Raw genomic sequence first — 22,425 nt, forward strand, 5'->3', positions numbered from 1 at the left:
AACACCACAATAACGAGAATACAGAGGTTATTATGGATTTTGCACAAATTGCCCGCGCGCTACTGCCGCTGCTGGGTGGTAAGGATAATATCGCCAGCGCCGCACACTGCGCCACGCGTCTGCGCTTAGTGCTGGTAGAAGACGCTAAAGCCGATACCGCAGCAATCGGCAAAGTTGACGGCGTGAAAGGCTGTTTTCGTAACGCCGGGCAGTTGCAGATTATTTTCGGTACCGGCGTAGTGAATAAAGTTTACGCCGCGTTTATCGCCGAGGCCGGGATCAACGAATCGAGCAAGTCAGAAGCCGCCGATATCGCCGCGCGCAAGCTCAACCCGTTCCAGCGCATTGCCCGCCTGCTGTCGAACATTTTCGTGCCCATTATCCCGGCGATTGTTGCCTCCGGCTTGCTGATGGGGCTGCTGGGAATGGTGAAAACCTACGGCTGGGTTAACCCGGACAACGCGCTGTACATCATGCTCGACATGTTCAGTTCGGCGGCGTTTATCATTCTGCCGATCCTGATTGGCTTTACCGCTGCCCGCGAGTTTGGCGGTAATCCTTATCTTGGCGCGACGCTGGGCGGTATTCTGACACACCCGGCGCTGACCAATGCCTGGGGCGTAGCAGCTGGCTTCCATACCATGAACTTTTTCGGTATCGAAGTCGCGATGATCGGCTACCAGGGAACCGTTTTCCCGGTGCTGCTGGCAGTGTGGTTTATGAGCCTGCTGGAAAAGCAACTGCGTCGGGTGATCCCGGATGCGCTGGATCTGATCCTGACGCCGTTCCTGACGGTGATTATCTCTGGTTTTATCGCCATGCTGGTTATCGGCCCGGCGGGTCGTGCACTGGGCGACGGCATATCCTTTGTTCTCAGCACATTGATAAGCCACGCAGGCTGGCTGGCCGGTATGCTGTTTGGCGGGATCTATTCGGTGATTGTAATTACTGGCGTGCATCATAGTTTTCACGCCATTGAAGCCGGACTGCTGGGCAATCCCTCTATCGGCGTCAACTTTCTGCTGCCGATCTGGGCGATGGCTAATGTCGCGCAGGGCGGTGCTTGTCTGGCGGTGTGGTTTAAAACAAAAGATGCGAAGATCAAAGCCATCACCCTGCCTTCCGCTTTCTCGGCACTGCTCGGCATTACCGAGGCAGCGATTTTCGGTATCAACCTGCGCTTTGTAAAACCCTTTATTGCCGCACTTATCGGCGGGGCTGCAGGCGGCGCGTGGGTGGTTTCGGTGCATGTGTATATGACGGCGGTCGGTCTGACGGGCATCCCTGGTATGGCGATTGTGCAGGCCAGCTCGCTGCTCAACTATGTTATTGGAATGGTGATTGCATTTAGCGCCGCGTTTGTTATCTCTTACCTGCTGAAATACAAAACGGACTCCGAATAATGGCTTCAACCCCCCTGCTGCCTGCCATGCTGCAGGCAGTCATGAAAGGCCAGCCGAAAGCGCTGGCCGATCCACACTACCCCGCCTGGCACCTTGCCCCGGTGACCGGGCTGCTTAACGATCCGAACGGTTTTATCCAGTTCGCCGGACGTTATCACCTGTTCTACCAGTGGAATGCGCTGGGTTGTCAGCACCTGCACAAATGCTGGGCGCACTGGAGTTCGGCGGATTTAGTCCACTGGCAGCATGAACCCATCGCGCTGATGCCTGACGAAGAGTATGACCGCAATGGGTGCTACTCCGGCAGCGCCATTGATAACAGTGGCGTGTTGACACTGTGCTACACCGGCAACGTGAAGTTCGACGACAGCTCCCGCACCGCCTGGCAGTGCCTGGCGGTACAAAACAGCGACGGCGGTTTCGACAAGCTCGGCCCGGCCATTCCTTTGCCGCATGGTTATACCGGCCATGTCCGCGACCCGAAAGTATGGCGGCACGACGGGCAGTGGTACATGGTGCTCGGCGCACAGGATTTACAGTTACAGGGCAAGGTGTTGCTGCTGCGCTCAGAGAATTTGTGGAACTGGCAAAACCTCGGTGAAATCGCCGGTAGCGGCCTGAACGGGCTGGGCGATGCGGGCTACATGTGGGAGTGCCCCGACATGTTCACCCTTGGCGACCACACCTTCCTGATCTGCTGCCCGCAGGGTGTGGTGCGCGAGGAGAAACGCTATCTCAATACTTACCCGAGCGCGTATCTCAGCGGCACGCTGGATTATGCCCGTGCGCAGTATCACCATGGAGAGTTTGCCGAACTGGATGCCGGATTTGAGTTTTACGCCCCGCAAACCACACTCACCGATGATGGCCGCCGCCTGCTGGTCGGCTGGATGGGGGTACCGGACGGCGAAGAGATGTTGCAGCCAACCGTGGCGAATAGCTGGATCCACCAGATGACCTGCCTGCGCGAATTGACTGAACATAACGGTAAGCTCTACCAGCAACCGGTGGCTGAGCTACAGACACTGCGCGGTGAAGAACAGCGCTATCGCGGTATGGCAGAAGCGATGCCGGTACTGAAAGCAGAGCAACTTGAGCTGGTGCTGGAAAGCAAGGGCGAGTTAACGCTGAATTTCGCCGATACACTCACTCTCGAATGGTGCTGCGATGAGCTGCGTCTGGCCCGCCGCAGCTTGAAAACCGGCGAGTGGCAGTACCGTTACTGGCGCGGTAGCGCACAGAAGTTGCAGATCTTCTGCGATCGCTCAAGTGTGGAGATCTTTATCAACGATGGCGAAGGGGTGATGAGCAACCGCTATTTCCCCATGCATCCAACGCAATTAACCTTACGCGGAAGCGCTGAAGTACAGGCCCACTACTGGTCGTTACGTTCTTGCATGGTAGAATAATTACTTGTTTCCTTAAACGATGCAAAACCGTGCGAAAAACAAAACGCGTTACCATTAGTGATATCGCTGCGCTGGCGGGGGTGTCGAAAGCCACTGCCAGCCTGGTGCTTAACGGCCGCGGCAAAGAGCTGCGCGTGGCGCCGGAGACACGCGAACGCGTCCTGGCGCTCGCTCAGCAACATCACTACCAGCCGAGCATTTATGCCCGCATGCTGCGCGAAAACCGCAGCCACACACTGGGGCTGGTGGTGCCAGAGATCACCAACTACGGTTTTGCCGTTTTTTCTCATGAGCTGGAAAACCTCTGCCGCGAAGCCGGTCTGCAACTGCTGATCGCCTGTACCGACGAAAATGCCAGCCAGGAAACGGTGGTAGTCAATAATTTGGTCGCACGCCAGGTGGATGGCCTGATTGTCGCCTCCAGCATGCAAAGCGACAGCGACTACGTGAAGCTCAGCGAGCAGTTGCCGGTGGTGCTGTTTGACCGCCATATTAATGACACACTGTTGCCGCTGGTGATCACCGATTCGCTGACGCCGACGGCGGATTTAGTCGAACGTCTGGCGCGGGCAACCCCCGACGAAATCTATTTTCTTGGTGGCCAGCCACGTCTTTCTCCCACCAAAGATCGGCTCGCCGGGTTTATGAAGGGGCTGGAGCGTGCGGGCGTAACGCCGCGCCCGGAATGGATTATTCACGGTAACTACCACCCGAGCAGTGGTTACGAGATGTTTGCGGCGCTGTGCGCAAGACTGGGGCGCCCGCCGAAAGCGCTGTTTACCGCCGCCTGCGGGCTGCTTGAAGGGGTGCTGCGCTATATGAGCCAGCATCATTTGCTGGAAAGCGAAATCCATATCGCCAGCTTTGACGATCACTACCTGTATGATTCGCTGTCGCTGCACATTGATACCGTCGAGCAGAACGTGCCGCGTCTGGCGCAGGATTGCTTCGAGATAATCACCCAGATGATTGAAGGCAACGAACCGGCTATGCCGCAGCGCGTACTACCCGCGACATTGCGCTGGCGTCATACCCAATAATGGCTGCCCGGAATTCTGATAGTTAGCCAGGTAACCGCGATAATTAAACAAAAGCCCCATCAGGGCTTTTGTTTGAGCGACTAATTAAACGCCACGCCCTTCGTGGGCTGCTGCAATTTCCCTGGCGGCTGCAACGAACCACAGCTATTGGGCTGTGGGGCGTTTTCCATCACGCCGCGGACAAACTTCAGTTCATCGGCGAAAGCAACATTGACGGTGCCATTATGGGTAATGCCGGGATAGGTTTTCCACTCCACCGCATTGCCGCCAGCGCACAGTGCAGCCACTGCGGCGTATTGATGGTGCGGCGATAAGGTGTGATCGGCGAGGCCTGTGGCGGCAAATAGCGGTGCCGGGAAGGCTTTGACCGGCATATCGGTTACCGGCAGCAACGCCTTATTGACTTGCGCGGAACCGCCGATAAATGCCGCACTGCCGTCGAGTTTTTCGCGTCGCTCATAGCGGCCCAGCTCGCTCATACAGGCGGTTTTCGCCAATGCCAGCAGCTTCGCCCCTTTTTCTGTTACCCATTTTTCAGCAGGTGGTGCGCCATCCGGCAGTGAGCCGCCAATCAATCGTAACATTGTAAAACGTGACGGATCGCGATGGCCCGGACGTGCGTTACCGGGTTTTACCGGCCCATCCGGAAACGTTGCGACCACACCCGTGGCAAGGGTGGCGCGCAGTTTCAATTCCGGCGCGTAATCCGGCGCAATCAGGCTGGCACCAAGCGACGCGCCCGATCCCTGTGACTGGCCGCTGATCACCAGGTTATTCGCGAGCTGCTGGGGATACGTCTGTAACGCAGCGCGTACACTGTCGAGCACCGAGCGTCCTTCTGCCTCCCAGTTCATATACGGGTGTGGCCCTGGCCCACCGAGCCCCTGATAATCGGTGGCGACAACCGCAAAGCCCTGCTGGAGCCACTGGTTTATATAATGCGCATCCCGCGCTGTCGGGTTCGTCCACGACGGTGCACAGCTATCAGCAACACCCAGCGTACCGTGCGCCCAGGCAAGAACCGGCCAGCCTCCGGCGGGTGGGTTACCTTTCGGGAACCAAAGCGCGCCGCTGACCGGCACAATTCCGGCGTTCCAGCGTTTATCGCGCGAGGTATACAGAATGCGTTGCGCCTTGCTGGCTGAGGTGATTTCCGGCTGTGCGGGCAGCGGCTCTTCACGCAACATCATGCCGGGGCTCGCCGGCAAAGAACCGTCCCAGATATAAAAAGGTGAAAGGGATTGATCGCCTGCCGCAGGCCCGACGGGCAAGGCATTACTCCAGGCACTTGCGCCATTACCCCAGATACTGACAGCGCAGAGCACATATTTCAAAACCTTCACAATCTTCTCCGGAAACATAGACACCCATTGCCCTCAGTAAACGTAGGTGTTGAAGAGAATTCAACCAAAAAGTGTTAGGGATTTATTCAGTGCTTGAATTCCTGTGCCCTTTATTTTAGATTTATCTAAATTTAGAGAAAACTAAAAAGCTATGACCAAACCCGATATCCCGTTACTTCAGAAGCAGGCTGAGCAGGCATCTGGCTTGCTGAAAGCAATGAGCAATCCGCACCGGCTGCTGATCCTCTGCATGCTGTGCGACGCGCCGGGCACCTCTGCGGGTGAACTGAGCGCCGTCACGGGCCTTAGCCCTTCAGCGACGTCGCAACATCTGGCGCGAATGAAAGAGGAAGGTCTGGTTGAAAGCCTGCGCCAGGCGCAGCGGGTTAACTACTTTATTAAAGATGAAGCGGTTAGCAAAATTATCAACACACTCAAGGGGCTCTACTGCCCGCAGGAGTAAATATGTCTTATACCCTGATCTCTGCGGCTGACGCACGCGCGCAACAAACGGCAGGCGCACTGCTTATCGATATTCGCCAGCCTGATGAATTTCGCCGCGAGCACCTGCCAGGCGCCGTTTCACTGCCGCTGGAAGCACTGCTGAACGGTGCGCCGATTGTCACCGATTCCCCCACGCAAACGGTGATTTTTCATTGCCAGTCCGGTAGACGTACGCAGCAAAATGCCGATGCGCTGGTACGTGCCGCAGGGCAAGCGCAGGTGGCCATCCTCGAAGGCGGGATGAATGGCTGGAAACAGGCGCACTTGCCGACGGTGGAAGATAAACGCCAACCGCGTCCGCTGATGCAGCAGGTACAAATGGTGGCGGGCAGCCTGATCCTGCTCGGCGTGATACTCGGTTACGCGGCACATCCGGGCTTTTTCCTGCTATCTGGTTTCGTCGGCGCAGGTCTGCTGTTCGCCGGGGTCAGCGGCTGGTGCGGCATGGCGCTACTGTTGGCGAAAATGCCATGGAACAAAGTGTGAGGGAAAGGGTGTGGGATGAAAATCTGTCAGTCTAATAACGGCGTGTGGTTGACATAAAGCGTACCGGTTGCGTTTATCCGCCAATAACAGATTGTCTGTCGTTTCTCCTCTGGGTCAAATGAGTGATATATTTCACAGCGTCAATCCAAGGAGACGCCATGGCGGAATTTGATTCACTCGCGCAGGAACTGCTGGTGCAGGCAGAAACTGAACAACAGCGACAGCAGGAACGCGACCGGGCATTACTCGACCAGGTACTTGAAATCTACGGACAAAAGTACGTGGCTGAGCAACTGAAAAAGGCGGGAAAAGCGGAATGGAGCCGTGAATCACTCAATCGCTGGATAAATGGTAAAGGCAGCGCAAAAATGCTGACCGCCGCCGAAGAGGCGCAACTACGCGCTCTACTTCCCTCGCCCCCCGCTCATCATCCCAATTATCGCTTCCGTTTTATCGATCTCTTTGCCGGTATTGGCGGTATTCGCAGCGGGTTTGAAGCTATCGGCGGGCAATGTGTCTTCACCAGCGAATGGAATAAAAACGCGGTGCGCACCTATAAAGCAAACTGGTACAACGATAAGTCCATGCACACCTTTAACCAGGACATCCGCGAAGTGACGTTGAGCGGTAATCCAGCCGTTTCTGAAGCCCAGGCTTACGCCAATATCAAACAGCAGATCCCCGAGCATGACGTACTGCTGGCGGGCTTTCCCTGCCAGCCTTTTAGCCTCGCCGGGGTAAGTAAAAAGAATGCCCTCGGTCGTGCCCACGGTTTTGAGTGCGAGGCACAGGGAACGCTGTTTTTCGATGTTGCGCGCATTATCAAAGCCCGTCGTCCGGCGATCTTCGTGCTGGAGAACGTCAAGAACCTCAAAAGCCACGATAAAGGCAAAACCTTCAGCGTAATCATGAGTACGCTGGATGAACTGGGCTATGACGTAGCAGATGCCGATGTTTCCGGCAAAGACGATCCGAAAATCATTGATGGCCGCCACTTTTTACCGCAACACCGTGAACGCATTGTGCTGGTCGGTTTTCGCCGCGATTTACAGCTCAGTGAAGGCTTTACCCTGCGCGATATCGACCGCTTCTACCCCACGCAGCGCCCTACTTTCGGCCAACTGCTCGACCCGACTGTCGACAGCAAATATGTGTTGTCGACAAAGCTCTGGGAATACCTCTATCGCTATGCGCAAAAACATGCGGCAAAAGGGAATGGCTTCGGTTTCGGGCTGGTGGATCCCACTAATGCCGCAAGCGTGGCCCGCACGCTCTCGGCGCGTTATCACAAAGACGGCTCAGAGATCCTTGTCGATCGTGGCTGGAATAAAGCACTGGGTGAAGCGGATTTCGGCAATGCAGAGAACCAGGCGCGCCGTCCGCGTCGCCTGACGCCACGCGAATGCGCACGTCTGATGGGTTTTGAAAAAGTCGGCGAACAGCCGTTTCGCATCCCGGTTTCCGACACACAGGCTTACCGCCAGTTTGGTAACTCGGTGGTGGTGCCGGTATTCGCCGCCGTGGCGAAATTGCTGGAGCCGCGTATTGCGCTGGCAGTAAAAAAACGCCGCAACAACCTGTAACGCACTTCCCGGTATGTGAGATGCCGGGCACTTATTTAAATCTTAATTAAGTGTTTAAAAAGCGATTATAAAGTTACCTTTGGTCAGGCCGATATTAACAGAGCAATCCCGACTCTCTACGGACTATGGTCATGCTCAAAAATATACGGGTTATTACCGGCATCATTATCGCGCTTTCTATATTTTGCCTTCTCCAGTTGGTCACCGGGGGACTTTTCTACTCTGCGGTCAATAATGACAGGCTGAACTTCCAGAACACTGGGGTTCTTAATACACAGCAAGAAAACTTAGGCGACAGCGTTAACACTCTGGTCAAAACGCGTGTCACCGTCACTCGCGTGGCAATTCGCTTCTTGAAAAACCAACGTGATCCAGCCTCCCTTGCCAGCATCGATAAACTCCTCACCACGGCAACCGACTCGCTCGGCAAAGCCGAAGGTTATTTTAATAACTATAAAAACACGCCGCGCGTGGCGGGCCAGAACAGTGCATTAGCCGACGAGGTTTCGCAGAACATCAGCAAAATGCATGACGTTTTGCAGCAGTCGATCACTTTCCTGCGGGCCAATAATTACGAGGCTTACGGCAACCTGGACGCGCAACAAGCACAGGATGATATGGACGCCAGCTATACAAAGTGGCGGGCGGAAAATAACACCTTCCTGCAAGCGGCGGCACAGCAAAACCAGAATAGCTTTACCAGTATGCAGTGGACGCTGGGCGTCATTTTGCTGGTGGTTATTGCGGTAATGGTCGTAATCTGGCTGGGCCTGCAACACCTTCTGCTACAACCACTGCACCGCATTATGGGGCATATTCGCGCCATTGCCGTGGGCGATCTCACGCAATCGATCGCCGCCGAAGGCCGCAACGAAATGAGCCAACTGGCAACCGGCCTGCATGAGATGCAATCGGCGCTGGTGCAGACCGTCAGCGCGGTGCGTAACAGTTCTGATTCGATCTACACCGGTGCCAGCGAGATCACCACTGGCAACAACGATCTTTCTTCCCGTACCGAGCAGCAAGCGGCTTCGCTGGAAGAGACCGCAGCCAGCATGGAACAACTCACCGCCACCGTGAAGCAGAACACCGATAACGCCCGTCAGGCATCGCTACTGGCGAAAAATGCCTCCGATACGGCGGCCCGCGGAGGTACAGTGGTCAGCAATGTGGTGCGTACCATGAGCGAGATATCCGACAGCTCCCAGCAGATCGCGCATATCACCAGCGTGATTGACGGTATTGCCTTCCAGACCAATATTCTGGCACTGAACGCTGCGGTGGAAGCCGCCCGCGCAGGCGAACAGGGACGCGGCTTTGCCGTGGTGGCCGGTGAGGTGCGTACGCTGGCAAGCCGCAGCGCACAGGCAGCAAAAGAGATTAAGACGCTGATTGAAAACTCGGTGAACCGTGTAAACTCTGGTACTACGCTGGTTGCCGAAGCAGGCGATACCATGAAGGAGATCGTCAACGCTGTGACGCGCGTGACCGACATTATGGGGGAAATCGCCTCCGCTTCCGATGAGCAGAGCAAAGGGATTGAGCAGGTAAGCCTTGCGGTCTCACAGATGGACAGCGTCACTCAGCAGAACGCCTCGTTGGTCCAGGAATCCGCTGCGGCCTCTGCAGCACTGGAAGAGCAGGCTGAGCAGTTGCGTCAGGCAGTGGCAGTGTTCCGCGTGAATGGACACAACACGTTGCTGAGCAAAAAAGCGGGTACGCCAAAACCGACAGTGCTGCGCCCGGCCACACCGACGGCGACCACCAGGGACAGCAACTGGGAAACGTTCTGATGACTCCGGAAAGGCGCGATACCCGTTATCGCGCCGCTGCATTAATTGCGGGTCTGAATCCAGAAGGCGTGAATAAGGCCGGGAACGTAGCCCAGCAGAGTGAGCAGGATATTGATAATAAATGCCCAACCAAAGCCCTTGCCAAGCAGCACGCCGAGCGGCGGAAGAATAATCGTCAAGACAATGCGCCAGAAACCCATGTTGCCTCCTGTGCAGAAAATTCCAGGTAGTTGAAATAACAGACTTTCTCTTTAAGAATAGACACTCTGCAAGGTGCCGCCACTTCCACCTTGCGCTTTTACCCTCTTTTTACACTGTACCCTCTATGGTCTCCAGGCTAAGGTTAGAGGCACAACAAATGAGAAAGGAGGAAGGTATGTTTTCTGTCGGTGATATTGTGCAACCGCGCGTTGGCGGGCCAAAACTTAAAGTGCTTGAAGTTCATCAGGATCAAATCGTTGCGGTGCCCGTTCACGATGAAACGGCAGACAAAATTACGCTGAAAGCGGAAGATGTCTCGCCGTATAACGAAGACGGCGATTTCGGCGTCTGCTAATCCCTTAGCGGTGGGCGTTCCCCACCGCTCTGACTATTATTTTATGCAAAAAATAAGCATAAACAATCACATCCATTATCAGAACTAAATTCTGCAAAAACACCTTTATTAGCATAAAAAATGCTGTTAGTTATTTTATCCCCATGCCGGAAGCAGAGTACGCTAAAACGCGCCGTCTATTCTCGCCTCCGGGTGCTGCATTTTTTCTCACGCCACCCATAAGTTTTTGATATTGAATAGATTTAATAACCACTCCAGTTAAAATAATGAAATAAGCAAAAAATGCGCAAACACAGAGCACTTTATCCAACAAAGAAAATAAAATAAAAATTTATCGCTAGTTGTTTGTTTCAAACCAGATGGATACTCTATCCACATCAACCCAACCACTTCAAAACGCTAAAAGACCCGTTTATCCGCCTTTTCGTTGATTCTCAAGGAGCAGCACCATGTTCTCTTCGCAGTCTCGCCTGCGTCACGCCGTAGCAGACACCTTTGCGATGGTTGTCTATTGTTCGGTAGTGAACATGCTGATTGAAATATTTCTCTCCGGAATGAGCTTCGAACAGTCACTTTCATCGCGTCTGGTCGCCATCCCGGTGAACATTATTATTGCCTGGCCTTATGGTTTATACCGCGATGCTTTTATGCGTTATGCACGTCGTATTAGTCCTTCAGGCTGGATGAAAAATTTGGCGGATGTGCTGGCCTATGTCACCTTCCAGTCGCCGGTTTATGTGGCGATCCTCTGGTCAGTGGGTGCGGACTGGCATCAGATTGTCGCTGCGGTCAGTTCCAATATTGTGCTGTCGATGATGATGGGCGCCGTTTACGGCTATTTCCTCGATTACTGCCGTCGCCTGTTCCGGGTGAGTCGTTACCACCAGGCCAAAGCCTGATACAGGATGGCAGGCTATGCCTGCCATCGTTTAGAGCTTATCCCAGTAGGCATATATTGTTGCAGCCAGTTTGGACACGGACCGCGCGCAACAACCGGAGCGTACACGCAGTACGTGAGTAGGGTAAGCACTGCCCAGGACCAAATTGGCAAATAAAATAGCTTAATGGGATAGGCTCTTAGTGCTGTTGTTCGCCGAATAATCCTTTCAGAAAACGTTCCAGCGCGACGCGCGAACTGAATCCGTGCGGAATACCGTAATGCTCCTGGGAGTCGCCGCCTAAATAGAGCGGAAAATTCTGGTAGTGAGCGCATAACTTAATGTCCGAGGCGGGCTCCGCGAGCGACGAACTGCGTTCTTTCAGCGTGGGGTGGATCACCAGCGCCGTACGGCCCATTCGCGCTTCGCGATTCACATAAACATAATTTTCACCGCGACAATAACCATACGTTTTTGTCGTCGCCACATCCATTGTAAATCCCACGTTTTCCAGCACGCGTGCCACTTCATCGGGTCTTAAATACATAGATTTTCCTCGTCATCTCTCTGCAGCCTCGCCACCTTACATGACTAAGCATTGACCGTGATTCAGAAAATTCCACAAACGGACGTGAAAGAGTTGATTGCCGGCAGGCATGAAAAATTATGGTCTAAACTAAAATTCATATCAAAAACGAGGGAGGATCCTATGTTTAACAGACCGAATCGCCGTGATGTTGATGAAGGTGTCGAGGATATCAACAACGATGTAAACCAATTAGCCGATAGCCTCGAAGAGGTGCTTAAATCATGGGGCAGTGACGCCAAAGACGAAGCGGAAAGCGCGCGTCGTAAAGCGCAAGCTCTGTTAAAAGAGACCCGCGCACGTCTGCATGGCCACAACCGTGTGCAACAAGCGGCACGTGATGCCGTGGGTTGTGCAGATACCTTTGTGAAAGACAAACCCTGGTGCAGCGTGGGCGCTGCTGCCGCTATTGGTATTTTCGTGGGCGCATTACTCAGTCTGCGTCGTTAAACCCATGCTTTTGCAAAAACCCCTGCCCGGTTAACCCGCGCAGGGGTTTTTATTAGCCATCGCATCGCGGTATTACTGAGTAAAATACGTACAAATCACCTTTACCCATTGCGTCCATTCTTTGGACAAAGCCTATGACAATTTCCTATATATTGTGTGGTTGAATATTTAAATAACTACATCTAGTATTACTTCCGTTACACACACTAACTGACGCGAACCTTCGTGCCGTCCTTTGAGTTTAAACGGAAATACGAATTATGCTCATTACTATTTATACTAGAAATGATTGTGTTCAGTGCCACGCCACAAAACGTGCCATGGAAAACCGTGGTCTGGCGTTCGAAATGGTGAATGTTGACCATGTACCTGAAGCGGCCGATGAGCTTCGCGCAATGGGCTTTCGTCAGTTACCGGTGGTTATCGCCGGGGAAACGCGCTGGTCCGGCTTTCGCCCGGATATGATCAACCGGCTGCATAGCGCCCCCAGCGTGGCCAGCGCATGAGCCCCCTCGTCTACTTCTCCAGCAGCTCCGAAAATACGCAGCGCTTTATTATGCGTCTTGGGTTGCCGGCAGTGCGCATTCCGCTCAATGAGCGGGAACGCATCCAGGTAGATGAACCTTATATCCTTGTCGTGCCCAGTTATGGCGGCGGCGGAACGGCAGGTGCAGTTCCCCGCCAGGTGATCCGTTTTTTAAACGATCCGCACAACCGATCGTTGATTCGCGGCGTGATCGCCGCAGGTAACCGGAATTTTGGCGAAGCATATGGTCGCGCAGGTGATGTGGTATCGCAGAAATGCGGCGTGCCGTATCTCTACCGCTTTGAGCTGATGGGTACGCAGCAAGACATCAACAATGTGCGTAAAGGAGTGAGCGAATTTTGGCAACGGCAACCGCAGAGCGCGTGAAACACGATGCGCCGGATTACCATGCGCTGAATGCGATGCTGAATCTTTATGATAAAGATGGCCGTATTCAGTTTGATAAAGACCACGAGGCGGTTGACGCTTTTATCGCGAATCACGTACGCCCCAATACCGTCACCTTTAGCAGCCAGGATGAACGACTGAACTGGCTGGTGAGCGAAGGTTATTACGATGATACCGTGCTGGCACGCTATGATCGTGCTTTCATTGTTGATCTGATAACTCAGACGCACGCCAGCGGTTTTCGTTTTCAGACATTCCTTGGCGCATGGAAGTTTTACACCAGCTACACGCTAAAAACCTTCGACGGCAAACGCTATCTTGAACACTTTGAAGACCGTGTCTGCATGGTCGCGCTGACGCTGGCACAGGGCGATGAAGCGCTGGCGCGGCAGTTGGCGGAAGAGATCCTCTCTGGCCGCTTCCAGCCTGCGACGCCAACCTTCCTTAACTGCGGCAAACAGCAGCGCGGCGAACTGGTTTCCTGCTTCCTGCTACGCATTGAAGATAATATGGAATCGATTGGCCGCGCGGTGAACTCGGCGTTACAGCTTTCCAAACGCGGCGGCGGTGTGGCATTTCTGCTCTCCAACTTGCGCGAAGCGGGCGCACCGATCAAGCGTATTGAAAACCAGTCTTCCGGTGTGATCCCTGTAATGAAGATGCTGGAAGATGCCTTTTCCTACGCCAACCAGCTTGGTGCGCGTCAGGGTGCGGGCGCGGTGTATCTGCATGCGCATCACCCGGACATTCTGCGTTTCCTTGATACCAAACGTGAAAACGCCGACGAGAAGATCCGCATCAAAACCCTGTCGCTGGGTGTGGTGATCCCGGATGTCACCTTCCGACTGGCCAAAGAAAACGCGCAGATGGCGCTATTCTCACCTTATGATGTCGAGCGCCTGTACGGCAAACCGTTTGGTGATGTGGCAATTAGCGAGCTGTATGATGAATTACTGGCCGACGCACGCGTGCGCAAAAGCTACATTAACGCCCGCGACTTCTTCCAGACGCTGGCGGAGATCCAGTTTGAGTCCGGCTATCCGTACATTATGTTTGAAGACACGGTAAATCGTACGAACCCGATTGCCGGGCGCATCAATATGAGCAATCTGTGCTCGGAGATTTTGCAGGTCAACAGCGCTTCGACGTTTGATGAAAACCTCGATTATGCGACGTTCGGCCACGATATCTCCTGTAACCTGGGCTCGCTGAATATCGCGCACACCATGGATTCGTCGGACTTTGGCCGTACGGTGGAAACCGCTATTCGCGGGCTGACGGCAGTATCCGATATGAGCCATATCCGCTCCGTACCGTCTGTTGAGACCGGCAATGCCGCCTCACACGCCATTGGGCTGGGCCAGATGAATCTGCACGGTTATCTGGCGCGCGAAGGCATCGCCTATGGCAGCACGGAAGGGCTCGATTTTACCAACTTCTATTTCTACACCATCACCTGGCATGCGCTGCATACCTCGATGATGATCGCCCGTGAGCGCGGCCAGCATTTTGCCGGTTTCCCGGCGTCACGCTACGCCAGCGGCGAGTATTTCAACCAGTACCTTGAGATCGACTGGCAACCGAAAACGGAAAAAGTGCGGGCGCTGTTTGAACGTGCTGGCATCACAATCCCAACCCGTGAGATGTGGCAGCAACTGCGCAAAGATGTGATGCGTTACGGTATTTACAACCAGAACTTACAGGCGGTTCCGCCTACCGGTTCCATCTCGTACATCAATCATGCGACATCGAGTATTCACCCGATTGTGTCGAAAATTGAGATCCGCAAGGAAGGTAAAACCGGACGCGTTTACTACCCGGCACCGTTTATGACCAATGAAAACCTGGCGCTGTACGAAGATGCGTATGAGATTGGCCCGGAGAAGATCATTGATACCTACGCCGAAGCCACGCGCCATGTGGATCAGGGACTGTCGCTGACGCTGTTCTTCAAAGACACGGCCACCACACGCGATATAAATAAAGCGCAGATCTACGCCTGGAAGAAAGGCATCAAGACGCTGTACTACATTCGCCTGCGCCAGCTTGCGCTGGAAGGCACTGAAATCCAGGGCTGCGTGTCCTGCGCGTTATAAGGAGAAAGGGATGAGCCAACTAACACGTATCAGTGCGGTGAACTGGAACAAAATCCAGGATGATAAAGATCTGGAGGTGTGGAACCGGCTGACCAGCAACTTCTGGCTACCGGAGAAGGTGCCGTTGTCGAACGATATTCCCGCCTGGCAGACGTTAAGCCCGGCAGAGCAACAGCTAACTATCCGCGTTTTTACCGGCCTGACGCTGCTCGACACCATTCAGAATACCGTTGGCGCACCCGCGTTAATGAGCGACGCGCTGACGCCACATGAAGAAGCAGTATTGTCGAACGTCAGCTTTATGGAAGCAGTGCATGCCCGCTCCTACAGTTCCATTTTCTCCACGTTATGCCAGACCAAAGATGTCGATGCTGCGTATCGCTGGAGCGAAGAGAACCCGGCATTACAGCGCAAGGCGCAGATCGTCCTGCAACACTACCGTGCCGATGAACCACTGAAGAAGAAGATCGCCAGCGTTTTTTTGGAGTCTTTTCTCTTCTACTCCGGCTTCTGGCTCCCGATGTACTGGTCAAGCCGCGGCAAACTGACCAACACGGCAGACCTGATTCGGCTGATCATCCGCGATGAAGCGGTACACGGTTACTATATTGGTTATAAGTATCAGAAAGGACTGGAGAAAGTCAGCGCAGAAAAACGCGAGGCGTTGAGAAATTTCGCGCTGGATCTGCTGATGGACCTCTACGATAACGAGCTGCAATATACAGAAGATGTGTACGCGGAGAGCGGCTGGGCCGAGGAGGTGAAAGCCTTCCTCTGTTATAACGCCAACAAAGCGCTGATGAACCTCGGTTATGAAGCGCTCTTCCCGGCGGAAATGGCGGAAGTGAACCCGGCAATCCTTGCCGCGCTTTCGCCGAATGCCGACGAAAACCACGACTTTTTCTCCGGCTCTGGCTCCTCATATGTGATGGGGAAAGCCGTCGAAACCGAAGACGAGGACTGGAATTTTTAACCCCCTGCTCCTCTCCCTTTGCGGGAGAGGAATATTCCCGCCAATATTCTTTTTAAAAATTCCCGCTGCGAAAAAGGTTATGACTATTATGAGAATATCTGTGCATCTCTCCGGCACAATATTGAAACAGGCACTACACTGTAATTTCTTTGTCATTTTCACCTGAAGCACACCATTTCAGGTGCGATTTCCGACGATTCCGAAAAAAATCATCATCCGTCGTCAGCCCTTATCTCATGGGAAATAGAGACGATTCTACAAACGTCAAATTCCGCAGACCCGGAAATTCAGGGTTGTCTCAGATTCTGAGTATGTTAGGGTATAGTCAGTCAATTATTATCCCCAGGTATTATATCGACACAATAAATAACAGGAACTCTTTTATTGCATGGCAATTAAATTAGAAGTAAAGAATCTCTATAAAATATTTGGCGAGCATCCGCAGCGGGCTTTCAAATATATTGAGAAAGGACTTTCAAAAGAAGCGGTTCTGGAAAAAACGGGGCTATCGCTCGGCGTTAAAGACGCCAGTCTGGCCATTGAAGAAGGCGAGATATTTGTCATCATGGGGTTATCCGGATCGGGTAAATCCACTATGGTACGCCTTCTCAATCGCCTGATTGAACCCACCCGCGGACAGGTGCTGATTGATGGCGTAGATATCGCCAAAATATCAGATACCGAATTACGCGAGGTGCGCAGGAAAAAGATTGCGATGGTCTTCCAGTCGTTTGCGTTAATGCCCCATATGACGGTACTGGATAATACCGCATTTGGTATGGAATTAGCGGGAATTGCACCGCAGGCGCGACAGGAAAAAGCGCTCGACGCCCTGCGTCAGGTCGGGCTGGAAAATTATGCGCACGCATATCCGGATGAACTCTCCGGCGGTATGCGCCAGCGTGTTGGCCTGGCGCGCGCATTAGCTATTAATCCGGACATTCTATTAATGGATGAAGCCTTTTCGGCACTCGATCCTTTAATTCGTACGGAAATGCAGGATGAACTTGTAAAGCTGCAAGCGAAACATCAGCGTACTATCGTGTTTATTTCCCACGATCTCGATGAAGCCATGCGTATTGGCGACCGTATTGCCATTATGCAAAACGGCGAAGTGGTACAGGTCGGTACGCCGGATGAAATATTGAATAATCCGGCCAATGATTATGTGCGCACTTTCTTCCGTGGAGTGGATATTAGCCAGGTGTTTAGCGCGAAAGATATTGCGCGTCGAACACCGGTAGGTTTGATCCGTAAAACTCCGGGTTTTGGCCCGCGCTCGGCACTGAAATTGTTGCAGGATGAAGACCGTGAATACGGTTATGTAATTGAACGCGGCAATAAATTTGTCGGCATTGTCTCCATCGACTCCCTGAAAGCGGCGCTCAGCCAGAACCAGGGTATCGAGGCGGCGTTAATTGACTCCCCGCTTGCAGTAGAGGCGGAAACGCCGCTCAGCGAGTTGCTCTCCCATGTTGGACAAGCGCCCTGCGCCGTGCCGGTCATCGGTGAAGAACAACAATATGTGGGCATCATCTCGAAACGGATGCTGCTACAGGCTTTAGATCGCGAGGGGGCAAACAATGGCTGATCAAAATAACCCGTGGGATAGCGCGCCAGTAACCGATAGTGCGGCGCAATCCGCAGATGCCTGGGGCGGCGGATCTGCTACGCCCTCTGACGGCAGCGGTGCCGACTGGCTCCACAGTGCGTCAGCACCCGCGCCAGAACATTTCAATATTATGGATCCATTCCATAAGACGCTGATCCCGCTAGATAGTTGGGTAACACAGGGGATCGACTGGGTAGTAATGCACTTCCGCCCGGTATTCCAGGGGATCCGCATTCCTATCGACTATATCCTGAGCACTTTCCAGCAACTACTACTGGGGATGCCTGCGCCGGTAGCAATTATCGTGTTCTCACTGATCGCATGGCAGATGAGCAGTGCCGGAATGGGGATTGCCACGCTGGTATCGCTGATTGCCATTGGCGCAATTGGCGCCTGGTCGCAGGCGATGGTCACGCTGGCGCTGGTGCTGACCGCGCTGCTGTTCTGCGTGATGATCGGTTTGCCGTTGGGGATCTGGCTGGCACGTAGCCCACGGGCTTCGAAAATCATTCGCCCGCTGCTGGATGCCATGCAGACCACGCCAGCGTTTGTTTACCTGGTGCCGATTGTGATGCTGTTTGGTATCGGCAACGTGCCGGGCGTGGTGGTGACGATTATCTTCGCCCTGCCGCCGGTGGTGCGTTTGACAATACTCGGTATTAACCAGGTTCCGGCAGATTTGATTGAAGCTTCCCGTTCATTTGGCGCCAGCCCGCGTCAGATGTTATTCAAAGTACAGTTACCACTGGCCATGCCTACCATTATGGCGGGAATTAACCAGACGCTGATGCTTGCCCTCTCCATGGTAGTGATCGCCTCAATGATCGCCGTTGGCGGGCTTGGCCAGATGGTACTGCGCGGTATCGGCCGTCTCGATATGGGGCTGGCGACCGTCGGCGGCGTTGGGATTGTGATCCTCGCCATCATTCTCGACCGCCTGACGCAGGCTGTCGGCCGCGATTCCCGCAGCCGCGGAAATCGTCGCTGGTATCAAACCGGCCCGCTGGGTCTGCTGACCCGTCCATTCGCAAAATAAACCTGTTTCCCGGTGCCCGGCGCCGGGTCGACACGTCCTATCTGAACAATAAGGAACAACGATGCGACATAGCATACTTTTTGCCACAGCGTTTGCTACCCTTGTCTCTACCAGCACATTTGCTGCAGACCTTCCCGGCAAAGGCATCACCGTACAGCCCTTCCAGAGCACCATTTCTGAAGAAACCTTCCAGACACTGCTGGTCAGCCGTGGGTTGGAAAAACTCGGCTATACGGTGAATAAACCGAGTGAAGTGGATTACAACGTCGGTTACACCTCCCTTGCCGCAGGTGACGTCACCTTTACCGCCGTTAACTGGCAGCCGCTGCATGACGACATGTATGCCGCTGCGGGTGGTGACAGCAAATTCTACCGTTCCGGGGTGTTTGTCACCGGCGCGGCGCAGGGTTACTTGATCGATAAGAAAACCGCCGAGCAGTATCATATTAAAAGCATCGATCAGCTTAAAGATCCGAAAATAGCCAAACTGTTCGACACCAATGGCGACGGCAAAGCCGATTTGACCGGTTGCACGCCTGGCTGGGGCTGTGAAGCAGTGATTAATCACCAGATCGACGCCTACGGCCTGAGCAACACCGTGGCGCATAATCAGGGCAACTATGCAGCAATGATGGCGGACACCATTACCCGCTTCAAAGAGGGTAAACCGGTGCTCTATTACACCTGGACGCCCTACTGGGTGAGCGATGTGCTGAAACCGGGTAAAGATGTGGTCTGGTTGCAGGTACCGTTCTCTTCCCTGCCGGGCAAACAGAAAGATATCGACACCAAACTGCCGAACGGTATGAACTATGGCTTCCCGGTGAACACCATGCACATTGTTGCCAACAAAGCGTGGGCGGAGAAAAACCCGGCAGCGGCGAAATTGTTCTCGGTGATGAAGTTGCCTATCGCCGACATCAATGCGCAGAACGCGATGATGCATAACGGCAAAGCCTCTGAAGCGGATATCCAGAGTCATGTTGACGGCTGGATCAAAGCACACCAGCAGCAGTTTGACGGCTGGGTAAAAGAAGCGCTGGCCGCGCAGAAGTAATCCCTCCTGACAAAGCGCCGTTCGGTTTATGCTGGATGGCGCTTTCGCTTATCCGGCCTGCGCGCGATATACCGCCAGCGTTGAACATTCAGGCATAGCACAGCACTCAAGCCGGTTAAGGCTGTGCCGCCATTCGGCAATCAAAGCGCCATCGGCTCACCCTGAGATGACTGCACAAATAACAACATGCCCTCTCAAGCGATTGACTAAGATAGGTTTCTGAAAAAACCATTATCTGACTACGCATTCCTATGACACAAGCAAACCACATTCTTAGCCCGGCGCTGATCGCGCTGATGTCCGTTGCAACGGGCCTTGCGGTCGCCAGCAATTACTATGCGCAACCGCTGCTCGACACCATCGCTCATGCCTTTTCGCTGTCGCCCGACCAGGCGGGTTTTATTGTCACCGCCGCACAGCTTGGCTATGCCGCTGGCTTGCTGTTTCTGGTGCCGCTCGGCGACATCTTTGAGCGGCGAACGCTTATTGTGGTCATGACGCTGCTGTCAGCGGGTGGCATGTTGATTACCGCCAGCAGTTCGTCGCTGAGCTTCATGGTCCTCGGCACAGCGCTGACCGGGCTATTCTCCGTTGTCGCGCAGATCCTCGTGCCGCTGGCCGCGACATTAGCCACACCGGATAAACGCGGTAAAGTGGTCGGCACCATTATGAGCGGGCTGCTGCTGGGGATTTTACTGGCGCGCACCGTTGCCGGATTGCTCGCCAGTCTCGGCGGCTGGCGCACAGTTTATTGGGTCGCCAGCGTGCTAATGTTGCTGATGGCGCTGGCGCTGTGGCGTGGCCTGCCGAAAGTTAAACAGGAAACGCACCTCAATTACCCGCAACTACTCGGCTCTGTTTTTACGCTGTTCGCGGGTGATAGAGTGCTGCGTACCCGCGCCCTGCTCGGCTGTCTGAGTTTCGCCAACTTCAGTATTTTATGGACTTCAATGGCGTTTCTGCTGGCCTCGCCACCGTTCAACTTCTCCGAAGCGGTGATCGGTTTATTCGGGCTGGTCGGCGCGGCGGGCGCATTAGGTGCGCGTCCCGTCGGTGGCCTGGCGGATCGCGGTAAATCGCATCTCACCACCACGGGCAGTCTGATATTGTTGCTGTTTTCATGGTTCGCCATTTGGCTTGGTCACAGCTCGGTTATCGCCCTGATTATTGGCATCATTGTGCTGGATCTCACCGTGCAAGGTGTGCATATCACCAACCAGACGGTGATTTACCGCATCAAACCGGATGCGCGTAACCGCCTGACCGCCGGTTATATGACCAGCTACTTTATTGGCGGCGCGGCAGGTTCGTTGATCTCGGCCTCCGCATGGCAACATACGGGCTGGACAGGCGTCTGCGTGGCAGGCAGTACGCTGGCGCTGTTGAATCTGCTGGTCTGGTGGCGAGGATTTCATCGCCAACAAGTAGTGAAGTAAGCAAGCGCTCACATTTATACCATTCCACTAAAAACCGGGTGTTAACACGCCCCTCAGTCTGTTAAGGTTATAGGACTTGTTTATCCCGGTTATATTAACGTGGGTGATATATAACAAAGACTATGGATAGTTCAGCAATACCTCCAGACGCCGAGCCAGTGAGAGTAGCCACACTACGGGAAGGTATCATAGACAGCCTTCCCATCGTTTTAAGCTACATCCCCGTTGCATTTACCTTTGGCATGAATGCCAGCAAACTCGGTTTTTCTCCTCTTGAAAGCCTCTTTTTCTCCTGCATTATCTACGCAGGCGCCAGCCAATTTGTCATTACCACCCTGCTTGCTGCGGGCAGCACCTTGTGGGTTGCCGCGTTGACCGTTATGGCGATGGATGTTCGCCACGTGCTGTATGGCCCATCGTTACGCAGCCGTATTTTGCAACCGCTTAAAAATCCGAAAACTGCGATCTGGGCTTTTGGCCTGACGGACGAAGTGTTTGCTGCCGCAACTACCAAATTGGTACGCGATAATCGTTGCTGGAGCGAAAACTGGATGATAGGCATCGCATTATTTTCATGGCTCTCCTGGGTCGCCGGAACAGTGCTGGGCGCATTTTCCGGCAGCGGCCTGCTGGAGGGATATCCAGCTGTTGAATCAGCGTTGGGTTTTATGTTGCCCGCTCTGTTTATGAGCTTCCTGCTGGCGTCGTTCCAGCGTCGCCAGACGCCGAGCGTTACCGCCGCGCTGCTTGGCGCGCTGGCCGGTTTAACCCTGTTCTCTATCCCTGCGGCGATCCTCGCCGGGATCGTTTCTGGCTGCATTGCCGCGCTGGTGCAGGCGTTTTATCAGGGTGTTCCCGATGAGGCATGAAATTTTACTGCTCGGTCTGCTGGTAGGCTGCGTTAATTTTTTATTTCGCTATCTTCCTTTGCGCGTTCGTGTCGGGCGGCCAAACCCGACAAAACGTGGGGTTGTCGGCATCCTGCTGGACACCATCGGCATCGCCTCTATTTGTTCATTGCTGGTGGTGTCATGCGTACCAGAGATCATTCATGATGGGCGCCGCCTGTTGCCAACGCTGGTTGGCTTCGCGGTGCTGGGTCTCAGCTTCTGGAAAACACGCAGCATTATTCTCCCCACGCTACTCAGTGCACTTGCGTACGGAATCGCATGGAAACTGCTGACGGATTTATAGATAAGGCAAATTATTAGCAACAAATAATACATTTACTTTATTTGTCACTGTCGTTA

23 protein-coding genes are annotated in these 22,425 nt (G+C 53.9%); 20 read left to right on the forward strand and 3 right to left on the reverse strand.

Annotated elements, in window-relative coordinates; translation table 11 throughout:
• Positions 1-32: 32 nt before the first annotated feature.
• From BM427_RS08400 to BM427_RS08410, 3 genes are read left to right on the forward strand one after another with little or no spacing between them, the layout of a single operon-like run.
• Positions 33-1,403: a sucrose-specific PTS transporter subunit IIBC gene (locus BM427_RS08400; protein WP_090120833.1), complete on the forward strand. Its 1,371-nt coding sequence runs from the start codon at positions 33-35 to the stop codon at positions 1,401-1,403.
• Positions 1,403-2,812, forward strand: coding sequence for a sucrose-6-phosphate hydrolase (locus BM427_RS08405; protein WP_090120835.1), 1,410 nt, complete (start codon positions 1,403-1,405; stop codon positions 2,810-2,812). The genes BM427_RS08400 and BM427_RS08405 overlap by 1 nt, the downstream gene beginning before the upstream one ends.
• Positions 2,813-2,841: 29 nt before the next feature.
• Complete coding sequence (locus BM427_RS08410; protein ID WP_090120836.1) at positions 2,842-3,852, forward strand: substrate-binding domain-containing protein; 1,011 nt, start codon at positions 2,842-2,844, stop codon at positions 3,850-3,852.
• Between the two features lie 80 nt (positions 3,853-3,932).
• On the opposite strand, the gene BM427_RS08415 is transcribed toward BM427_RS08410, so the two are convergent.
• Positions 3,933-5,195, reverse strand: a complete 1,263-nt coding sequence (locus BM427_RS08415) for a lipase family protein (RefSeq protein WP_244316552.1) — start codon at positions 5,193-5,195, stop codon at positions 3,933-3,935.
• A gap of 151 nt (positions 5,196-5,346) precedes the next feature.
• Here BM427_RS08415 and BM427_RS08420 point away from each other — a divergent pair, with 151 nt between their 5' ends.
• The 4 genes from BM427_RS08420 to tcp all read left to right on the forward strand — a co-directional run bounded on the left by BM427_RS08420 (position 5,347) and on the right by tcp (position 9,561).
• Positions 5,347-5,658 carry an ArsR/SmtB family transcription factor gene (locus tag BM427_RS08420; RefSeq protein WP_090120840.1) on the forward strand — a complete coding sequence of 104 codons (312 nt, stop codon included), beginning with the start codon at positions 5,347-5,349 and terminating at the stop codon, positions 5,656-5,658.
• Between the two features lie 2 nt (positions 5,659-5,660).
• The gene (locus tag BM427_RS08425) at positions 5,661-6,185 is read left to right on the forward strand and encodes a rhodanese family protein (protein ID WP_090120842.1); all 525 of its coding nucleotides are present in this window, start codon (positions 5,661-5,663) and stop codon (positions 6,183-6,185) included.
• Between the two features lie 158 nt (positions 6,186-6,343).
• Positions 6,344-7,768, forward strand: coding sequence for a DNA cytosine methyltransferase (locus BM427_RS08430; RefSeq protein WP_090120843.1), 1,425 nt, complete (start codon positions 6,344-6,346; stop codon positions 7,766-7,768).
• A gap of 131 nt (positions 7,769-7,899) precedes the next feature.
• A complete protein-coding gene (gene tcp / locus BM427_RS08435; RefSeq protein WP_090120845.1) occupies positions 7,900-9,561 on the forward strand; it encodes a methyl-accepting chemotaxis citrate transducer in 1,662 nt (553 codons plus the stop codon).
• A gap of 41 nt (positions 9,562-9,602) precedes the next feature.
• Here tcp and BM427_RS08440 read toward each other — a convergent pair whose 3' ends face one another.
• Positions 9,603-9,761 carry a YqaE/Pmp3 family membrane protein gene (locus BM427_RS08440; protein WP_090120846.1) on the reverse strand — a complete coding sequence of 53 codons (159 nt, stop codon included), beginning with the start codon at positions 9,759-9,761 and terminating at the stop codon, positions 9,603-9,605.
• A 176-nt stretch (positions 9,762-9,937) separates the two neighbouring features.
• Here BM427_RS08440 and BM427_RS08445 point away from each other — a divergent pair, with 176 nt between their 5' ends.
• Positions 9,938-10,117, forward strand: a complete 180-nt coding sequence (locus BM427_RS08445; protein ID WP_090120847.1) for a GDFGVC terminal motif YodC-like protein — start codon at positions 9,938-9,940, stop codon at positions 10,115-10,117.
• 449 nt (positions 10,118-10,566) lie between these two features.
• Positions 10,567-11,016 (forward strand): L-alanine exporter AlaE, encoded by a 450-nt coding sequence (gene alaE, locus BM427_RS08450; RefSeq protein ID WP_090120849.1) that lies wholly within the window; start codon positions 10,567-10,569, stop codon positions 11,014-11,016.
• A gap of 178 nt (positions 11,017-11,194) precedes the next feature.
• Here alaE and BM427_RS08455 read toward each other — a convergent pair whose 3' ends face one another.
• Positions 11,195-11,542, reverse strand: coding sequence for a DUF2002 family protein (locus tag BM427_RS08455; protein WP_090120850.1), 348 nt, complete (start codon positions 11,540-11,542; stop codon positions 11,195-11,197).
• 162 nt (positions 11,543-11,704) lie between these two features.
• On the opposite strand from BM427_RS08455, the gene BM427_RS08460 reads away from it, so the two are divergent.
• The 11 genes from BM427_RS08460 (at position 11,705) to ygaH (ending at position 22,369) form a co-directional block, all read left to right on the forward strand.
• On the forward strand, positions 11,705-12,031 hold the full coding sequence (locus BM427_RS08460) for an ElaB/YgaM/YqjD family protein (RefSeq protein WP_090120851.1): 327 nt from the start codon (positions 11,705-11,707) through the stop codon (positions 12,029-12,031).
• A 260-nt stretch (positions 12,032-12,291) separates the two neighbouring features.
• Complete coding sequence (gene nrdH / locus BM427_RS08465; RefSeq protein WP_090120853.1) at positions 12,292-12,537, forward strand: glutaredoxin-like protein NrdH; 246 nt, start codon at positions 12,292-12,294, stop codon at positions 12,535-12,537.
• The gene (gene nrdI, locus BM427_RS08470) at positions 12,534-12,944 is read left to right on the forward strand and encodes a class Ib ribonucleoside-diphosphate reductase assembly flavoprotein NrdI (RefSeq protein ID WP_090120854.1); all 411 of its coding nucleotides are present in this window, start codon (positions 12,534-12,536) and stop codon (positions 12,942-12,944) included. The genes nrdH and nrdI overlap by 4 nt, the downstream gene beginning before the upstream one ends.
• Complete coding sequence (gene nrdE, locus BM427_RS08475; protein ID WP_090120856.1) at positions 12,917-15,061, forward strand: class 1b ribonucleoside-diphosphate reductase subunit alpha; 2,145 nt, start codon at positions 12,917-12,919, stop codon at positions 15,059-15,061. The genes nrdI and nrdE overlap by 28 nt, the downstream gene beginning before the upstream one ends.
• A gap of 10 nt (positions 15,062-15,071) precedes the next feature.
• Entirely contained in the window at positions 15,072-16,034 is a 963-nt protein-coding gene (gene nrdF, locus BM427_RS08480) for a class 1b ribonucleoside-diphosphate reductase subunit beta (protein ID WP_090120857.1), read from the forward strand.
• A 388-nt stretch (positions 16,035-16,422) separates the two neighbouring features.
• Entirely contained in the window at positions 16,423-17,625 is a 1,203-nt protein-coding gene (proV, locus tag BM427_RS08485) for a glycine betaine/L-proline ABC transporter ATP-binding protein ProV (RefSeq protein ID WP_090120859.1), read from the forward strand.
• Positions 17,618-18,682: a glycine betaine/L-proline ABC transporter permease ProW gene (gene proW / locus BM427_RS08490; RefSeq protein ID WP_090120860.1), complete on the forward strand. Its 1,065-nt coding sequence runs from the start codon at positions 17,618-17,620 to the stop codon at positions 18,680-18,682. The genes proV and proW overlap by 8 nt, the downstream gene beginning before the upstream one ends.
• Before the next feature lie 61 nt (positions 18,683-18,743).
• The gene (proX, locus tag BM427_RS08495; RefSeq protein WP_090120862.1) at positions 18,744-19,739 is read left to right on the forward strand and encodes a glycine betaine/L-proline ABC transporter substrate-binding protein ProX; all 996 of its coding nucleotides are present in this window, start codon (positions 18,744-18,746) and stop codon (positions 19,737-19,739) included.
• Between the two features lie 251 nt (positions 19,740-19,990).
• Positions 19,991-21,175, forward strand: coding sequence for an MFS transporter (locus BM427_RS08500; protein ID WP_090120863.1), 1,185 nt, complete (start codon positions 19,991-19,993; stop codon positions 21,173-21,175).
• A gap of 122 nt (positions 21,176-21,297) precedes the next feature.
• Positions 21,298-22,044, forward strand: a complete 747-nt coding sequence (locus BM427_RS08505; protein WP_254779579.1) for an AzlC family ABC transporter permease — start codon at positions 21,298-21,300, stop codon at positions 22,042-22,044.
• Positions 22,034-22,369 (forward strand): L-valine transporter subunit YgaH, encoded by a 336-nt coding sequence (ygaH, locus tag BM427_RS08510; protein WP_090120864.1) that lies wholly within the window; start codon positions 22,034-22,036, stop codon positions 22,367-22,369. The genes BM427_RS08505 and ygaH overlap by 11 nt, the downstream gene beginning before the upstream one ends.
• Positions 22,370-22,425 lie beyond the last annotated feature (56 nt).

It is taken from the genome of Kosakonia arachidis, assembly GCF_900116535.1.
Lineage (GTDB): Bacteria > Pseudomonadota > Gammaproteobacteria > Enterobacterales > Enterobacteriaceae > Kosakonia > Kosakonia arachidis.

Bases quoted from the DNA above. Each gene is read 5' to 3' on its own strand.
- BM427_RS08400 (WP_090120833.1), top strand. From the start codon at position 33: ATGGATTTTGCACAAATTGCCCGCGCGCTACTGCCGCTGCTGGGTGGT.
- BM427_RS08405 (WP_090120835.1), top strand. From the start codon at position 1,403: ATGGCTTCAACCCCCCTGCTGCCTGCCATGCTGCAGGCAGTCATGAAA.
- BM427_RS08420 (WP_090120840.1), top strand. From the start codon at position 5,347: ATGACCAAACCCGATATCCCGTTACTTCAGAAGCAGGCTGAGCAGGCA.
- BM427_RS08425 (WP_090120842.1), top strand. From the start codon at position 5,661: ATGTCTTATACCCTGATCTCTGCGGCTGACGCACGCGCGCAACAAACG.
- BM427_RS08430 (WP_090120843.1), top strand. From the start codon at position 6,344: ATGGCGGAATTTGATTCACTCGCGCAGGAACTGCTGGTGCAGGCAGAA.
- tcp (WP_090120845.1), top strand. From the start codon at position 7,900: ATGCTCAAAAATATACGGGTTATTACCGGCATCATTATCGCGCTTTCT.
- BM427_RS08440 (WP_090120846.1), bottom strand. From the start codon at position 9,761: ATGGGTTTCTGGCGCATTGTCTTGACGATTATTCTTCCGCCGCTCGGC.
- BM427_RS08445 (WP_090120847.1), top strand. From the start codon at position 9,938: ATGTTTTCTGTCGGTGATATTGTGCAACCGCGCGTTGGCGGGCCAAAA.
- alaE (WP_090120849.1), top strand. From the start codon at position 10,567: ATGTTCTCTTCGCAGTCTCGCCTGCGTCACGCCGTAGCAGACACCTTT.
- BM427_RS08455 (WP_090120850.1), bottom strand. From the start codon at position 11,542: ATGTATTTAAGACCCGATGAAGTGGCACGCGTGCTGGAAAACGTGGGA.
- BM427_RS08460 (WP_090120851.1), top strand. From the start codon at position 11,705: ATGTTTAACAGACCGAATCGCCGTGATGTTGATGAAGGTGTCGAGGAT.
- nrdH (WP_090120853.1), top strand. From the start codon at position 12,292: ATGCTCATTACTATTTATACTAGAAATGATTGTGTTCAGTGCCACGCC.
- nrdI (WP_090120854.1), top strand. From the start codon at position 12,534: ATGAGCCCCCTCGTCTACTTCTCCAGCAGCTCCGAAAATACGCAGCGC.
- nrdF (WP_090120857.1), top strand. From the start codon at position 15,072: ATGAGCCAACTAACACGTATCAGTGCGGTGAACTGGAACAAAATCCAG.
- proV (WP_090120859.1), top strand. From the start codon at position 16,423: ATGGCAATTAAATTAGAAGTAAAGAATCTCTATAAAATATTTGGCGAG.
- proW (WP_090120860.1), top strand. From the start codon at position 17,618: ATGGCTGATCAAAATAACCCGTGGGATAGCGCGCCAGTAACCGATAGT.
- proX (WP_090120862.1), top strand. From the start codon at position 18,744: ATGCGACATAGCATACTTTTTGCCACAGCGTTTGCTACCCTTGTCTCT.
- BM427_RS08500 (WP_090120863.1), top strand. From the start codon at position 19,991: ATGACACAAGCAAACCACATTCTTAGCCCGGCGCTGATCGCGCTGATG.
- BM427_RS08505 (WP_254779579.1), top strand. From the start codon at position 21,298: ATGGATAGTTCAGCAATACCTCCAGACGCCGAGCCAGTGAGAGTAGCC.
- ygaH (WP_090120864.1), top strand. From the start codon at position 22,034: ATGAGGCATGAAATTTTACTGCTCGGTCTGCTGGTAGGCTGCGTTAAT.